We start from the raw sequence: 12,285 nt of genomic DNA, 5'->3' as shown, positions 1-12,285 counted from the left end.
ATCGTCACCATTTCAAGTTCATATTGGTGTGGAGAAGGTTCTTGAAGCATACCGGAGCATCCCTATTGCGACACTCCTATTAGATCAAAGGTCTAGCTCGAAAGCTAGACCTTTGTCAGCAGTCTGAAGCGAGCGTCTAACGCTCGCTTTTTGGTAAGCGGGGTTTGATTACTCAATCAACCCGGCTTCACGGTAGTAACGCGCTGCACCTGGGTGAAGTGGTGCAGACAGGCCGTCTTGTACCATTTCTTCTTTCTTCAGGTTAGCGAACGCTGGGTGGAGACGGCGGAAGTCATCAAAGTTTTCAAATACCGCTTTAACCACGTTGTAGATAACGTCTTCTGGAACTTGTGTGGAAGAAACGAACGTCGCACCCACACCAAAGGTGGTGACGTCGTTGTCGTTACCGCGGTACATACCGCCAGGGATAGTGGCTTGGCGGTAATAGTCACGATCTTCAATCAGCTGTTTAGCTGCATCGTTCGCGACTTCAACCAATACGCTGTCACATGCGGTAGTCGCTTCTTGGATAGCACCACTTGGGTGACCCACGGTGTACACCATGGCATCAATTTTGTTATCACACAGCGCTTTGGATTGCTCGGCCGCTTTTAGCTCAGAAATTTGGCCGAACTTGTCCATATCCCAGCCCATTTGATCCATCAATACTTCGATAGTGCCACGTTGGCCCGAGCCAGGGTTACCAATGTTAACGCGCTTGCCTTCCAGATCATCAAAGGTTTTTACGCCCGCATCGGCACGTGCTACCACGGTAAACGGTTCTGGATGAATAGAGAAAACGGCGCGAAGCTGTTTGAATTCGCCCTGATCTTTAAATTTGCTGGTGCCTTTGTAAGCATGGTACTGCCAGTCAGATTGGGCGATACCCATATCGAGCTCGCCAGCACGAATGGTGTTGATGTTGTAGATTGAACCGCCTGTACTCTCTACCGAGCAGCGGATGCCGTGGTCATCTTTGCTTTTATTGACGAGACGGCAAATTGCGCCACCTGTTGGGTAATAAACACCAGTCACACCGCCAGTACCAATGGTCACAAACTGGTTCGCTTGCGCGCTTGCCGCGGTTCCTAGTGCGGCAGAAAAGCCGAGCGCAATCAGGGTAGGTTTCATCGCTTTCATGCTTAAGATTCCTTTTTAAGTTAGAGGTTGCTATCCGGGCGCACCCTCGAAGTTGTATAACACTCAATGACAATATGACAAAAAAGTGTCACCGCGCTATTTTTTCAATCTTTTAACAATATTTGCAAGCAATTGTATTGGGTTAAAACGATTGGGTCATGGTTTGCCTTAGTGCTTGTACAGGTTTAGTACAATATCCCAGCTTTTCCAGTGTGTTGCGTAAATCTGTGATCTGAGCTGCGTTATCTATGGCCTGGCGTTGATCAACGCGTTGGGTGTTGTTTTCAAAGCCGATTCGTATGTCTCCTCCCAGGAGCGCGGCGGTCGTTAGACAGCGGATCTCATGGTGGCCAAATGCACAGGCTGACCATCGCAGGTTGTCATGGTCGGGGAGCGCTTGCCACATGGCGATGATGTCTTCTGGGTGGCCAAATGGGGGGCTTTGATCCCGGCCTGCGACGAACAATAAATGGTGCCCCTTTGGCGGGATAATGCCGGAGTGACGTAGCTGACGATAGCGCGCCACATCTTGGGGGTGATAGAGAATAAACTGCGTGTAAACAGCATGGTGATGTAGCCACGCAAAAAATGTTCTGGCCTCGGCCGTTTCGGAGGGACCAGGTACCAGCTCTCTTAGCGCAATGGAGACGGCCTCAGGTTTTACTGCTTTCACTAACTCGATTTGCTCTGAGGGGCGATAGCGACCCACGGCTTCGGTCGTGAGTTGGATGACCATGCGATCACCGACCGCATCTTGGACTTGCTGATAAAGCCGATGATTGAGAATGGGATCCAAACTATGCGCACCAGACTCATCTCGTGCATGAATGTGCGCCATGGCGGCACCGGCGTCAGCGCATGCTTGCAGGCAGTTAATCAGTGATGGCTTATCAATGGGGACGGCATGATGCTGGGAAGGCTGCAGCCGCGCGCCATTGGGGGCAACCATGATGGTGCGTGTATCGGTCATCTTTTCTCCTTAAGCCTGGGTTGAGAGCAAGACAGACTGCTTAGTGTGGCAAACAGGTGTCTAAGGTTATCCTTAGTTTTTCGGCTATCTCATCAATGTGTGGCTGTTTAATGATGTAGGGAGGCGCCAATAAAATATGGTGCCCTTGTTTGCCATCAATGGTGCCGCCCATGGGATAGCACATCAGGCCGTTTTCCAGCGCGGTTTGTTTGATTTGTTTCGCTAGCGGCAATGTAGACGAAAAAGGCTGCTTTGACGCTTTATCTGCCACCAACTCAAGCGCGAGAAAGAGTCCTCGGCCACGAATGTCGCCGACAAAAGGATGAGAATGAAAATGATGAGTGAGGGTGGCTTTTAACGCCTCTCCCTGCTGGCCGGCGGCGTCTATTAGACTATCTTGCTGGATTGCTTTTAATGTGGCGAGCCCTGCAGCACAGGCAGTAGGGTGTGCCATAAAGGTGTGGCCATGTTGGAAAAAGCCCGAGCCGTTAGCGATCGCGTTGTAGATAGGGTCAGCCACAAGCGTCGCGCCAATAGGCTGATAACCGGCGGCTAGCCCTTTGGCGATAGCCACTATATCTGGAACGATATGTTCATGCTCAAAGGCGAAAAAGCGCCCAGTGCGTCCCGTACCGCACATTACTTCATCAAGGATCAGCAAAATATTGTATTGGTCGCAGATCTCACGAATACGCGTAAAGTAGCCTGCTTCGGCCGTCAATGCGCCAGCTGTCGCGCCAACGACAGGCTCAGCCACAAACCCGATGACATTCTCCGGACCTTTTTCTAACAGCATGGCTTCAAGCTCGTTGGCCACTCGCTGACCATATTCGTAAGCGGTCTCATCGGGACGCTGATCGCGATAGGCGTAACAGGGAGCAATCAGACTGGTATCCATTAATAAAGGTGCAAAGGGCGCACGACGCCATGCGTTACCTCCCACGGACAGCGCGCCAAGTGTGTTGCCGTGGTAGCTTTGGCGTCGGGCAATAAAGTGTTGGCGCTGCGGCTGGCCAACTTCCACCCAATATTGACGTGCCAGTTTTAATGCCGCTTCCATCGCCTCTGATCCGCCACTGACCAAGTAGGCATGATTGATCGTCGCCGGTGCTAAGTCAGTGAGTATGTCGGCCAGTGCTTCACTGGTCTCGGAGGTAAAAAAGCCAGTATGCGCATAGGGAATAGCCTCGAGTTGGGCGCGAATCGCATCCAATACCGCAGGATGATGATGACCAAGGCAAGATACCGCGGCACCGCCACATGCATCTAGGTAGCGCTTTCCCTGCGTGTCAGTCAGATACATGCCGTGACCGCTCGCGATAGTAGGAAGATCGTGATGACAGTGGCGATGAAATACGTGGCTCATACGATTGCCTTATAGTGACGTTTGCACATGAGTATGAACCGATTGTATTTTGCGCGACAAAGGATATATTTTCACCAGGTATGAAAAAAAGGAATGGGAATGGAAGCGCGTTTGCCATCGATGCGAGCGTTACAAGCGTTTGTAGTGGTCGCCCAGCAAGGCAGCTTTTCGGAAGCGGCTAAGGTATTGCATGTCAGTCAAAGTACTATCAGTAAACAAATCCAACAGCTAGAGCAGTGGATTGGACAACCCTTGTTTGCGCGGACCGCGTATGGGGTGGTGCTCAATGCCATTGGAGAGACTTATCTTCAATCAGTCTCCTCAGGGATCCATGAAATTGCCAACGCGACGGCTTACGCACGTCAACAGAGTGTCCAGCAAGAGTCGGTCAGCTTGCTGGTGCCGCCATCTTTTGCCAGTCTGTGGTTAATCCCGCAACTACAAAACTTTAAAGCTCGTTATCCGTCGGTATCGGTGACGGTCAGCGCGAGTGATTCTATCCCGCAGGGGAAAGAAAAAGAGGTTGATATCCTCATCCGTTGCCAGCCACATCAACAAGCAGGCTCCCAGTCAACCTGTCTGGCTAATGAACACCTATCTTTATTAGCCGCTGCCGCTATTGTCCCTCAGCCTATTGAGCGTGCGGCGCTACTTGCTACGGTGCCGGTGCTTTCTCACCTGACCAGACCGACACTGTGGGAACATTTTTGGCTGCAATTTGGCTTAACGGATAGCAACCCGCAGTATGGCGCGGGGTTTGAGCACTTTTTTATGGCATTGGAGGGGGTGCAGCAAGGTATGGGGATGGCATTAATTCCTACCTTTATGGCGACAACCAGTCTACGACAAGGAAAAGTCGTGAACCCTTTGGGGCTAGGTATTGATAGCGGCTATGGTTATTACCTCTACAGTGCAAGCTACAAGCAGCGCGCCGCAGGCGTTAGCCAAGTTGTGCATTGGCTTTGTGACCGCTTTGCGCGGGATCCCGCTAGACAATTATCGAGCAAGTCGGTATAACGCCCCTCGGTTTGATGAACAAAGAGACGGGTATGACACGCCAGTTATCAGATGCCTATTGGCAACGTTTTGGAGGCACCGCAAGGCTCTACGGCCAGCGTGCGCTCGAAGTATTTAGTCAAAGCCACATCTGTGTGATTGGCATTGGTGGTGTTGGCTCGTGGGCGGCAGAATCGTTAGCGCGAACCGGTGTGGGGGCAATGACATTAATTGATATGGATGATGTGTGTGTCACCAACACCAATCGACAAATCCATGCTTTGAAAGAGACTATCGGCCAAAGCAAAAGCGAGGTGATGGCCGAGCGTGTCGCGGCGATCAATCCAGAATGCCAAGTGACTGTGATTGATGACTTTATCTCGCCGGATAATATTGCTGAGTACATCGACAAGCGCTTTGATTATGTGCTTGATGCTATCGATAGCATCAAGCCCAAAACGGCTCTATTGGCTCACTGCAAGCGGCATAAAATCAAAGTCATTACCGTGGGTGGTGCGGGTGGACAGATCGACCCCACTCAGATCCAAGTGGCGGATTTGACTAAAACGATTCAAGACCCGCTCGCGGCGAGGCTGCGTAACAACCTTCGTCGTTTTCATGGCTTCACGAAAACCCAGGGACGTAAGTTTGGCATTGATTGCGTGTATTCTACCGAGCAGCTCAAATACCCTCAGCCTGATGGCAGTGTGTGTGAAAGCAAAGTGTCAGCCGAGGGACCCAAACGCATGGACTGTGCCAGTGGTTTTGGGGCGGCAACCATGGTGACCGCGAGTTTTGGTTTTGTCGCTGTCTCGCGCATTTTACAAAAGCTAATCGCTGCTGATCAGCGTCGCGAGCAGGCTGGCTGAGTCTGCTTTACTCTGGGGGAAGGGCGCGTAAGCCAAATTCGCCCATACGAAACGCACTCCATGCTCTTTGGTAATCGCCACTGCTTTTGAGTTGATGAATACCACGGTTTAAGCGTTCTACCCAGCGTGTGCTCTCAGGATGCTGGCGACTCAGTAGAACATGGAGGGGGGTGACACGCAGAGGGGTAGGGTGAAAAGTGATGTGCTGACGCGTGTCATCAGGCATCACAGTGCGTAGGATATCCATCACTACATATTGGTTACCAATAATTACATCGGTTTCGCCAGTGAGTAAGCTGCGCAGCTTCTCGACTTCGTTAGGATAGCGGCGTATCACCACGTCGCCACCTTGCTGATTAAAGTTTGCCAGCATGGCATCTTCTATATAGCTCTCGCTGATCCCGACGCGTAAGCCGTTTAGGCTGGCTAACGACTGCCAATCAAAGTGTCGGTTTTTGAGATGAAAAAACACCACGGTTTCGGTATAAATGGGAGCAGAGTAAACAAAGTCATTTTCACGTTTTGGGGTGTAGCCCCAGCCAACGGTCCCATGAACCGCGCCTTCTTGCGCCTTCATTTTTGCTTGCTGCCAAAGTGTAAACGCGATCTCTATCTCTAGCCCTTGTCGCTTCCCTGCCTCTTTAACGATATAGGCAATCACCCCTTGATGCGCTAAGCGATCTGAGAGGAAAGGGGGGTAATCGCCTGCCAACAATTTTAGCTGAACCTGTGCGGCGGCGATGGAAGGTAAATAAAGGAGCAGGGTCACGAGCAGTATTCGCCGCATAACACCTCCAAGATATAAAACGTCGTTACGGCCAAGGCCTAATGATTGTAGTGGGCGTGGCGAAAATGACTCCAGATCATTTGATACCGCCCATCCGCTTTGAGTCGCCGTAATGCTTTGTTAAAGCGCTCTGCCTGATCATAGCTATGCTTTGTTTGTCGGCTAAATAAAACGTACAGCGGGGTAATTCTTATTGGTCGCGGATGATGGGCAACGTTTGGTTTTTGGCTAGGGGCCACCTCTTGTGCGATCACCCTTTTGAGTACGTCTATATTGCCTAACGCCAAGTCGATTTGCTGAGCGAGTAGCGCATCGATTTTTGATTTTTCATCAAGGAATTCTTGGATTTTAACGTCAACGCCTGACTTTTGCAGTTCAGTCAGTGTCTTAACGTCAATAAAGCCTTTGGTCACCCCGATGGCAAAGCCATCTAGATCTTGTGGGGACTGCCAATCAAACTCGCGTTCGGTAAGGTAGAAAAAGCCAACGCTTTCGGTATAAATTGGGTCCGAGTAGATGAAGTTATTCGCACGTTCTTGTGTGTAGGCCCAGCCTATGGTGCCGTCCCATTCGCCGGTTTGAGCGAGATTCATCGACTGATGCCATGGGAAATAACCTAGTGATACCGCGATGTCTGCCTCTTGCGCCGCCTGCATCACGATTTCAGTGATCGGGCCTCCATCAGGCACAGTCTGAGTAATAAAGGGCGCATATTCACCCGATGTCAGACGCAGTGTTTGAGCCTGTACGCTCATCGAAATGAAAAGAAGAGTGGTTAATAGACAGTACCATGCCCATCTCATATTGACGCTACACCGTTTTGTTTCCATGGCTTTGAGTGTAGTTCAATCATATAAAAAAAGGTGCACCTCAGCGTTTACCACCGAGTGTGCACCACTATTCTCAATATTGAGACGCAGGCTGTGACGTCTGATCAGGCCTGTTCTTCTTCAGGGGTTGGTGTTGCCTGAGCTTGCTGAGCCTCCGCTTCAATAGGCAGAACGTGGCGAACATATTCGCCGGGCGCCGTATCAAGCACAGGATAGGTCTCAGAGCCTATTGAGTATGGCTCCACTTGTTCTTCTGGACTGTAGCTACGTAACCATTTTTCCCAGTGGGTCCACCAAGAGCCAGTGTGATGTGACGCATTATCGAGCCACTCATCGGCACTATCAGGCAAGCTATCGTTGGTCCAAAAACCGTATTTTTTCTTCACGGGGTGGTTCACGATACCGGCAATATGCCCTGACTCGCCCAGTACAAAGGTTTTATTCCCGCCAACATTCAGTGCACCACGATAGGTGCCTTGCCAAAGTGCGATGTGATCTTCTTTGGTTGAAATGAAATAGCTGGGCACTTTGATCTTATTGAGATCAATCCAGACGCCACCGACTTTGACCCCTTTGTCTTGCACCAATTTGTTTTCAAGATACAAATCGCGCAGGATAAAGTTGTGGGTTTTCGCCGCCACGTTGGTGCTGTCACTGTTCCAATACAGCAAGTCAAAATCGACAGGACTATTTCCCTTGAGATAGTTCTCAATGTAATAGTTCCAGTACAAGCTGTTTTCGCGAAGCAAGCTGAAGGTGACGCTGAGTGAACGGCCATCCATATAACCACGCGCCGTGTTTTGCGCTTCAATGGCTCGAATCAAGCTGTCATTGATATAGGCACCAATTTCCCCCGGCTGCGAGAAGTCGAGTAAGGTGGTGAAGAAACTCGCCGATTTAATCCGTGCTTTCATGCGCTTCGCGGCATAGTAGGCGATAGTACAAGCCAGAACGGTACCACCGATACAGTAACCCACACCGTTAATCTGCGATTGGCCGGTAATGTCTTCGATGGCACTGACCGCCTTGACGGTGCCTTGGGTCACGTAGTCTTCGAAACCAATTTCGGCTTGTTCGGCAGAGGGGTTACGCCAGGACATCAAGAATACCGTATGCCCTTGTTCAACCAACCAACGAACCAGTGAGTTTTTCTCTCGTAAGTCAAGAATATAGTATTTGTTGATGAACGGAGGCACGACCAAGATGGGGGTGGTATGCACTTTTTCCGTCATCGGACGATACTGAATGAGTTCGAATAACTCATTTTTATACACCACGTCGCCAGGTGTGTTGGCGACATCATCACCCACGCGAAACGCGTTATTATTGGTCATGCGCACTTTAAGAATATCCGCGCTAGACTCCATATCCTGCTTAAGCTGTTCCATGCCGCGCAGTAGATTTTCGCCCTGAGACTCCAATGTCATTTTGAGCAGTTCAGGGTTAGTCGCAATATAATTACTCGGGGCCATGGCGTTAATCGCTTGGCGTGAGAAAAATGAGAGACGTTCACGGGTTTTATCATCAAGGCCTTCAATGGCATCGATGGTTTCCATATAGGTACGCCCAAACAGCAGATAGGACTGTTTGATAAAGTTGTAAAGGACATCTTCCTGCCAAGCCTTATCCTTAAAACGTTTATCGTCGCTGCCTTCGCTCACTACCTCTCCCGTGTTATCACGCGCGAGCATGGCGTTCTGCCAGATTTGCATCTGTTGTTCCCACCACTGCATTTGCACTTGTAGAAGTGCAGCGGGTTGTTGAGCCGCGCCTTCCAGCAACTGAGCAGTGTCTTGCAGGCTGACTTCCTGCATGGCTTGATTGAACGGTGTATTTACGGCTGCCTTGCCCTGCTCAAGATCCTGCCACCATTGCTGGTTTTGTTCTTGCAGCCTGGCAAGGTAGTCCGAAAAGAAGTGATGAAACATAGTCTTGCCCTCTTGATCGGATAAGCACTACAAAGGCCTGCCGTCAATGACAGCAGGCACTAGTGCAAAAACCCTGCCTTTATGCTGGGGTGCCGGCTTTCATATTCTCAGCCGTGAGTTTGTCGATATCTTCTTTAAACTCTTTGGCGATGTTTTGCAGCTTGGCGCTGTCATCCATCATTTGCTGAGACAGCTTGGTCAAAGCGGCCAGCTGTTGGCTGCTGAATGACGTCATACTTGAGACATCTTTCACTTCGCTGGCTGCTTTCATTTGCTCTAGACCGAGCTCGCTATAGGTGCGCATAGCATTCATTTGTAGCTCAGTCAGCGTCTCAACATTTTTGGCTACCAACTTGTTGAAATTAACATAGGGAGCCAGGGCTTTTTCAGATTGCTCAGAAAACGCTTTAAACATATCTGTGTACATGGTGTATCTCCTGATAGTGTTGTGTATGGGTTTCTAACCCAAGGTCGCAAGTGTCCGTTTATGCTTGTGTACGCTTAACAATTAAAGCTGTACCCATGCCGCCGCCAATACACAAAGAAGCCACCCCGTGGGTTTCGCCTCTTCGCGCGAGCTCGTGTAGCAAGGTCACCACAATGCGGTTACCTGATGCCCCGAGCGGATGACCGAGTGCAATGGCACCGCCGTTGACATTGGCACGCGCCAATATCGCATCAGGTGTTGTTTTGTGGTGCTCCGCCAATTGGTGTATGACCCCCAGTGCTTGTGCTGCAAATGCTTCATTAAGCTCAAATAAATCAATGGTGTCGAGAGTCAGGTTGGCTTTCTCCAATGCCGTATTGACAGCCCCCACTGGGCCTAAGCCCATGATGCTCGGATCGACACCGTGCTGAGCGTAGGCGGCAACTTCTGCGAGTGGTGTCAGCCCGTGTTCTTTGACTGCGGACTCAGACGCGAGGATCACCGCACTCGCGCCATCATTGATACCCGAGGCGTTACCGGCCGTTACTGAGCCTTCTTTATCAAATGCTGGGCGCAGCTTGCTGAGGCCCTCTAGCGTGGCGTCTGCTTTTGGGTACTCATCGGTATCAAAAGTAATGGTTTGCTTGCGCTGCTTAATCTCAATCGGGATGATTTCATCTTTAAACCGACCCGCTTCAATGGCTGAAACGGCTTTTTGTTGGCTGCTAAGCGCAAAGCTATCTTGTTGCTCACGGGTAATCCCGACTTCTTTGGCAACGTTTTCGGCGGTGACTCCCATGTGATATTGGTTGTACACATCGGTAAGCCCGTCATTAATGAGCAAGTCTTTCATGGCGAAGTTGCCCATTTTTTGCCCAGTGCGGAGGTTGCCCGCTGCCGCAAATGGGATTTGTGACATGTTCTCAACCCCAGCCGCGACGACAACCTGCGCATCGCCGGCTCGGATGTGGGTGACAGCATCCATGATACTTTTCATGCCGCTGCCACAGACCATATTGATTGAATAGGCGGGAACATGGGTCGGGATATCCGCGTAAATCGCAGCTTGACGACCGATCCCCATCCCTTGTCCTGCGCTGACCACGTTACCCACGATGACTTCATCAATCGCGGTTGGGGCAAGTGATGTTTCACTTAGCGCGCCTTTAATGGCGTAAGCGGCCAGTTGCCCCGTTGGGACGTCTTTGAGCGTGCCTGAGAAGGCACCGATGGCGGTGCGTTTTGCCGCCACAATAAAAATCCGTTCCATCAATCTTTCCTTGATTTATTGCATGTAGAGGCCGCCGTTTACCGACAGCGTCTCACCCGTAATGTAAGCGCCTGCGTCGCTGGCAAGGTAAGCCACTGAGGCTGCAATTTCTTCTGGCTTGGCCAAGCGCTTCATCGGGATCTGGTTGGTGATTGACTCCAACACATCGTCGCGCATGGCGGTAACCATTGGTGTCGCGGTATAGCCTGGCGCCACGACGTTGACAGTGACACCGGCCCGCGCCCCTTCTGCCGCGAGTGACTTACTGAAGCCCATCATGCCGGCCTTGGCGGCGGCATAGTTGGCTTGGCCAAATTGGCCTTTTTGGCCATTGACGGATGAGATGTTGATGATGCGTCCTCCCCCTTTTTCGCACATGGCGGCGAATAAGGGCTGAGTGACGTTAAAGAGGCTGTTGAGGTTGGTATTGATGACATCATGCCATTGTGAGGCATTCATTTTCTTGAACACACTGTCGCGGGTAATCCCCGCATTGTTTACCAGTACATCCACCGTGCCTTCTTCTTCTAAAAGCTTAGCAATCCGTGAGGCGCATTGTTCGGTGTCGGTGACATCAAGCTCAAATAGACGAACTTGGTCGTGGTTAAATTTCTTTTCGTCAAACCACTCTTGGGCGCACTCTGCTCCCCCTGTAAAGTGGGTCGCGATGACGCGATATCCGTCTTCTACCAATTTCTCGGTAATTGCCGATCCGATCCCACCTTTCGCGCCGGTTACTAATGCCAGTTTTTTCATTTATGACTCCATTCACTACAACAAGCAAACTAAACGAGATGCCTGAAGCCGCATCTGGAACCACTTCAAACCAGAATTACAGTCATCTTTTTCTCACAGCAGCAATAGTTGTGCCAAAAATCAACTTATCATTCTGCCGATATTGTTAGGCAGCCTAACGGATGGGTGTGACCCTTTTATGACTGCATGCTTCTAAGCTAACGAATCTAGACAAATACGCAAAGTATAAAAACCTGATGTTCTGCATTCGAGATCTTGGTCAAACTAATAGGGAAACACTGCAATTAATTGTTAGCAGTATGTTTATTTTGTGTTTTTTTGTGGGTTTGTCATCGAGTTGCTCAGTGCTCGGCTAAGTCCATGAAATGGATTGCATTAGCGGTGTAACTTGCGGCTTTTTGGTTGGAAGTGCCTTGTTAAATAGTCATTATGGTCAAAAAACAAACACTACTTGTGAGGTGAGTGGCGAGCGATCGCGGTGGCGACAGGCCACCACGTGTGCAAAGGGCTAACGAGTGATCTGATGAATGTATTCAATGATGGCGTGCAAGCCATTGGTGCGTGACTCACTTAAATGGTGCGCCAGTCCCGCTTGCTGGAAAACGCGGTCTATGTCGAGGGTGTGAATGGTATTACCGTGTTGGCCGTGAACACAGGCAAGCACGATCGCTAATAAGCCTTTAACAATTCTGGCATTGGAGTCGGCGGCAAAGTAATGGGTGTCCCCCTCGGCCTGATGGAGAAACCAAACCGCACTCTCACAGCCGTGCACTTGGTTTGCTGTTTGTTTTTGCGCATCGGTAAAGGTTGGCAGCCGTTTTCCCCACAAAATTAATTGTCGGTATTTATCTTCCCAGCTGGTGTGTTGCGCGAGCATCTCGGTGACCGTCGTTTGGTTAAGCTCGGTGCCAAAAGGGTGATGGGGTAACGCCATTGTCTATCCTGC

12 protein-coding genes are annotated in these 12,285 nt (G+C 50.4%); 2 read left to right on the top strand and 10 right to left on the bottom strand.

Translation table 11 applies throughout. From position 1 onward, the window contains the following. Positions 1 to 168: 168 nt before the first annotated feature. The 3 genes from EHW58_RS14795 to EHW58_RS14785 all read right to left on the bottom strand — a co-directional run bounded on the left by EHW58_RS14795 (position 169) and on the right by EHW58_RS14785 (position 3,476). Positions 169 to 1,140, bottom strand: coding sequence for a TAXI family TRAP transporter solute-binding subunit (locus tag EHW58_RS14795; protein WP_152797210.1), 972 nt, complete (start codon positions 1,138 to 1,140; stop codon positions 169 to 171). Positions 1,141 to 1,282: 142 nt separating this feature from the next. Further along, positions 1,283 to 2,110, bottom strand: a complete 828-nt coding sequence (locus EHW58_RS14790) for a 3-keto-5-aminohexanoate cleavage protein (protein ID WP_152797208.1) — start codon at positions 2,108 to 2,110, stop codon at positions 1,283 to 1,285. 40 nt (positions 2,111 to 2,150) lie between these two features. Next, positions 2,151 to 3,476 (bottom strand): aspartate aminotransferase family protein, encoded by a 1,326-nt coding sequence (locus EHW58_RS14785; protein WP_046074147.1) that lies wholly within the window; start codon positions 3,474 to 3,476, stop codon positions 2,151 to 2,153. Positions 3,477 to 3,575: 99 nt separating this feature from the next. Between EHW58_RS14785 and EHW58_RS14780 the strand changes: the two genes are divergently transcribed. Continuing rightward, positions 3,576 to 4,493, top strand: a complete 918-nt coding sequence (locus EHW58_RS14780; RefSeq protein WP_194163231.1) for a LysR substrate-binding domain-containing protein — start codon at positions 3,576 to 3,578, stop codon at positions 4,491 to 4,493. A 32-nt stretch (positions 4,494 to 4,525) separates the two neighbouring features. Continuing rightward, positions 4,526 to 5,341, top strand: a complete 816-nt coding sequence (gene tcdA, locus EHW58_RS14775) for a tRNA cyclic N6-threonylcarbamoyladenosine(37) synthase TcdA (RefSeq protein ID WP_152797204.1) — start codon at positions 4,526 to 4,528, stop codon at positions 5,339 to 5,341. Positions 5,342 to 5,348: 7 nt separating this feature from the next. Here tcdA and EHW58_RS14770 read toward each other — a convergent pair whose 3' ends face one another. The 7 genes from EHW58_RS14770 to csdE all read right to left on the bottom strand — a co-directional run bounded on the left by EHW58_RS14770 (position 5,349) and on the right by csdE (position 12,273). Next, positions 5,349 to 6,128: an ABC transporter substrate-binding protein gene (locus EHW58_RS14770; protein ID WP_046074150.1), complete on the bottom strand. Its 780-nt coding sequence runs from the start codon at positions 6,126 to 6,128 to the stop codon at positions 5,349 to 5,351. 38 nt (positions 6,129 to 6,166) lie between these two features. Continuing rightward, a complete protein-coding gene (locus EHW58_RS14765) occupies positions 6,167 to 6,883 on the bottom strand; it encodes an ABC transporter substrate-binding protein (RefSeq protein ID WP_194163230.1) in 717 nt (238 codons plus the stop codon). 179 nt (positions 6,884 to 7,062) lie between these two features. Continuing rightward, positions 7,063 to 8,886 carry a class I poly(R)-hydroxyalkanoic acid synthase gene (gene phaC / locus EHW58_RS14760; RefSeq protein ID WP_046074152.1) on the bottom strand — a complete coding sequence of 608 codons (1,824 nt, stop codon included), beginning with the start codon at positions 8,884 to 8,886 and terminating at the stop codon, positions 7,063 to 7,065. A gap of 79 nt (positions 8,887 to 8,965) precedes the next feature. Next, on the bottom strand, positions 8,966 to 9,313 hold the full coding sequence (locus EHW58_RS14755) for a phasin family protein (RefSeq protein WP_046074153.1): 348 nt from the start codon (positions 9,311 to 9,313) through the stop codon (positions 8,966 to 8,968). Between the two features lie 58 nt (positions 9,314 to 9,371). After that, positions 9,372 to 10,583 (bottom strand): acetyl-CoA C-acetyltransferase, encoded by a 1,212-nt coding sequence (locus EHW58_RS14750; RefSeq protein WP_046074154.1) that lies wholly within the window; start codon positions 10,581 to 10,583, stop codon positions 9,372 to 9,374. 15 nt (positions 10,584 to 10,598) lie between these two features. After that, on the bottom strand, positions 10,599 to 11,339 hold the full coding sequence (locus EHW58_RS14745; RefSeq protein ID WP_046074155.1) for an SDR family oxidoreductase: 741 nt from the start codon (positions 11,337 to 11,339) through the stop codon (positions 10,599 to 10,601). Positions 11,340 to 11,847: 508 nt separating this feature from the next. Continuing rightward, positions 11,848 to 12,273, bottom strand: a complete 426-nt coding sequence (gene csdE / locus EHW58_RS14740; protein ID WP_152797200.1) for a cysteine desulfurase sulfur acceptor subunit CsdE — start codon at positions 12,271 to 12,273, stop codon at positions 11,848 to 11,850. Positions 12,274 to 12,285: the final 12 nt, after the last annotated feature.

This window comes from Salinivibrio sp. VYel1 (assembly GCF_009377945.1).
Taxonomy (GTDB): Bacteria; Pseudomonadota; Gammaproteobacteria; order Enterobacterales; family Vibrionaceae; genus Salinivibrio; species Salinivibrio siamensis.
This window is presented reverse-complemented; position numbering and strand designations above follow the sequence as displayed.

Bases quoted from the DNA above. Each gene is read 5' to 3' on its own strand.
- EHW58_RS14795 (WP_152797210.1), bottom strand. From the start codon at position 1,140: ATGAAAGCGATGAAACCTACCCTGATTGCGCTCGGCTTTTCTGCCGCA.
- phaC (WP_046074152.1), bottom strand. From the start codon at position 8,886: ATGTTTCATCACTTCTTTTCGGACTACCTTGCCAGGCTGCAAGAACAA.
- EHW58_RS14755 (WP_046074153.1), bottom strand. From the start codon at position 9,313: ATGTACACAGATATGTTTAAAGCGTTTTCTGAGCAATCTGAAAAAGCC.
- csdE (WP_152797200.1), bottom strand. From the start codon at position 12,273: ATGGCGTTACCCCATCACCCTTTTGGCACCGAGCTTAACCAAACGACG.
- EHW58_RS14780 (WP_194163231.1), top strand. From the start codon at position 3,576: ATGGAAGCGCGTTTGCCATCGATGCGAGCGTTACAAGCGTTTGTAGTG.
- EHW58_RS14745 (WP_046074155.1), bottom strand. From the start codon at position 11,339: ATGAAAAAACTGGCATTAGTAACCGGCGCGAAAGGTGGGATCGGATCG.
- EHW58_RS14785 (WP_046074147.1), bottom strand. From the start codon at position 3,476: ATGAGCCACGTATTTCATCGCCACTGTCATCACGATCTTCCTACTATC.
- EHW58_RS14765 (WP_194163230.1), bottom strand. From the start codon at position 6,883: ATGAGCGTACAGGCTCAAACACTGCGTCTGACATCGGGTGAATATGCG.
- EHW58_RS14770 (WP_046074150.1), bottom strand. From the start codon at position 6,128: ATGCGGCGAATACTGCTCGTGACCCTGCTCCTTTATTTACCTTCCATC.
- tcdA (WP_152797204.1), top strand. From the start codon at position 4,526: ATGACACGCCAGTTATCAGATGCCTATTGGCAACGTTTTGGAGGCACC.
- EHW58_RS14790 (WP_152797208.1), bottom strand. From the start codon at position 2,110: ATGACCGATACACGCACCATCATGGTTGCCCCCAATGGCGCGCGGCTG.
- EHW58_RS14750 (WP_046074154.1), bottom strand. From the start codon at position 10,583: ATGGAACGGATTTTTATTGTGGCGGCAAAACGCACCGCCATCGGTGCC.